This is a genomic window from Bacillus sp. 05T31, from assembly GCF_056396725.1.
On the sequence record NZ_JBFTMA010000659.1, the window covers coordinates 1 to 2,545 of the forward strand.

Below are 2,545 nucleotides of genomic sequence, written 5' to 3' on the forward strand. Positions count from 1 at the left end.
CTCTTCGCACACTCCTTCTATTTATGTTATCTATTTTTATGTATCGGTTCACTTGAATGAAAAAAAGACATCAACTCTATTTGCAGATGCCAACAATCGTCCCGAGTTCTTCCTTTTACTAATGATACGATAAAAACGCAGGGTCATACAATATTTTCCCGCAAAAGTTTCGAAAAAATTCGCTTCTTTTCTCGTATTTTCGTATTTTTTATGCAAAAAAGGTCAATTTTTGTAAAAAAGCTATGTAACAAGGCTACATAGACTAAGAAATTTTTTTATAATTTACTTCCGAATGCTTTTAATTCTTTCATAAACTCATTGAATTCTGGAATGTCCATTTGCTGCGCTTCATCTGATAATGCAACTGCTGGGTCTGGATGTACTTCAGCCATAATAGCAAAAGCCCCAATTGCCATAGCCGCTTTTGCAAACGGTAATAGAAGGCCACGTCGCCCTGTAGAATGCGTTACATCGACAACAACAGGTAAATGTGTTTCTTTCTTTTAAATTGGCACAGCGGAAATATTAAGCGTATTACGCGTTGCTGTTTCATATGTGCGAATACCACACTCACATAAAATGATATTACCATTCCCCTCTGCCATACTATATTCTGCTGCATTAATAAATTCTTCAATTGTTGCTGATAAACCACGCTTTAATAATATTGGTTTATTTACAGCACCAGCTGCCTTTAACAGTTCAAAGTTTTGCATATTGCGAGCGCCAATTTGAATAACATCAACATAATCTRACACTTTAAAGAAGGCACTGAAAGAGGCTATTTCATAAGAAAAAAGAGGTCATTCCCTATTATGTACAGGTAATGACYTCCTTTCTTCTTTCAACATCTTTAGGAAATTCGAAATGTTTTTCTCGAAGTATTCACTTTTTCAGTAGCCTCAGYTTAAAWACTGTCTTTTTTTATTATAGGAAAGAAACAAACGGTTTATCGCTGTTCTTCTCTTTTATAATAACAGCCTCGATTTTATTCTCGGACTTTATTTGTAATTGAACTTTAGCATCTTTAGGAAATTGTTCTAACATACTTTGAGCAGCTATTTGAGAGAGTGCCATTAATTCTGACTTACCGTTATATTTAACGACAATATCCATCTTTAATTTATCCATCTTATTTTGCTTATAAGAAATCTTAGCATTAACAGGGATATAATCTCCTGGAGAAAATGCCTTCATTGCTTTAGAAAACTCCTTTAGCTTATCATTATCTTCTCCATGTGCCCCCTCAAATTCTTGAGAAGGATACGAATACGATTTTTCATCAATAGTATCCCAATTTCCAAGATTAGTCTCGTTCTTCTGAACAGTAGCGCTTGAAATATAAGTACCATTCTTTAAAGAACTTGTACTTTCTTGCTTAAATATAGCAAACGTAATTGGAGATTTGTTATATTTATCATTTTTATTAATAGCTTCTATAAGCCCCTTAGCGACTTCAGTACCTTTAGAAATAGCTTCCTCATTAGATACACTTGAAGACATAGATAAACCAATAACAACGCCAGATAAGCTTAGTTCATTTGAATTTTGTTTGCCGAAGTAGTCCTGTTCTATAATATTAGTCAAAACTGGTACTTCTTGTTTCGTAACTAATTCATCAATTGTTTTCTCTGGAATATATTGATTTAATTGTAATACGTAATTTTCTGTATCGAATTGTTTTGAAGCGATATTCATTAAACCATTTTCATATTCTGCTAAATCTAGTTTCGAATTCGTTGTAACATTAACTGTATTAATTACCTTTTGTTCTTTTAAAGGAATAACAGTTCTATAGTAATCCTTAGAAACAGCAGTTCTTGGAATCATACTTTTTTCTTTCGTATCTTTCTGTACAACTTCATCTTTCTTCTCAATAGTATTATTGCTGCAAGCCCCCAGTAATAAACTTAAGCTTGCGATGCATAATGCCATTTTCTTCATTGCTTAAAACCCACTTTCAAAAGTCAATTTACTTAGTTTTAAAGTATCTCTAGTGTACCACTAAATATATTGCAACAAAATAAAAAAGAAGCAAGCCCTTCGCTTGCCTCTCCCTATTTTACATTCTCTTCTAAAGCTTCTTTTTTAATATTCCAATGCGATGTATGCCATACTACCATTCCATCTTTTATGTATAACACTTGCGGAGATTCATGCTTAATGCTGTACTGCTCTGCAACATGGTTCGAAACATCTCTCGCCTCTTGTACGTATAAGTAATATGCTGGCACTTCTCTTTCTTCACCGCAATACGCTTGAAACTCWGTATATGCACCGTGACTAATTGGGCATGTCGTACTATGTTTAAAAAGAACGTAAGGCTCGTTCTTTTCTACTAACGCTTCAAGTTCTTCAATTGTTTCAATCTTCATCATACTCATCATTACTCACCTCTCATGCGAAGTCTAGAGCGCTTCTCTCTCTTTTCAGCCTTCTGCTCAGCTTTCTCAAGTTTACGCTCTTCTTTTTCAATCTTTTTCTCTTGTCTCGTAGTACGGTAATGATTATATACTTCAATTGCTGCGCTGCTCCACTGTACAAC

2 protein-coding genes and 2 pseudogenes are annotated in these 2,545 nt (G+C 34.2%); all 4 read right to left on the reverse strand.

Annotation, left to right across the window (positions count from 1 at the left end):
- Positions 1-275: 275 nt before the first annotated feature.
- Positions 276-788: pseudogene (locus tag AC1DJR_RS26115) on the reverse strand (bifunctional 3-deoxy-7-phosphoheptulonate synthase/chorismate mutase); the annotation flags it as partial.
- A gap of 139 nt (positions 789-927) precedes the next feature.
- Positions 928-1,944, reverse strand: coding sequence for a CamS family sex pheromone protein (locus AC1DJR_RS26120; RefSeq protein ID WP_429688019.1), 1,017 nt, complete (start codon positions 1,942-1,944; stop codon positions 928-930).
- Positions 1,945-2,057: 113 nt separating this feature from the next.
- Positions 2,058-2,384: a bacillithiol system redox-active protein YtxJ gene (ytxJ, locus tag AC1DJR_RS26125; RefSeq protein WP_002067603.1), complete on the reverse strand. Its 327-nt coding sequence runs from the start codon at positions 2,382-2,384 to the stop codon at positions 2,058-2,060.
- A gap of 2 nt (positions 2,385-2,386) precedes the next feature.
- A pseudogene (locus tag AC1DJR_RS26130) lies at positions 2,387-2,545 on the reverse strand (DUF948 domain-containing protein); the annotation flags it as partial.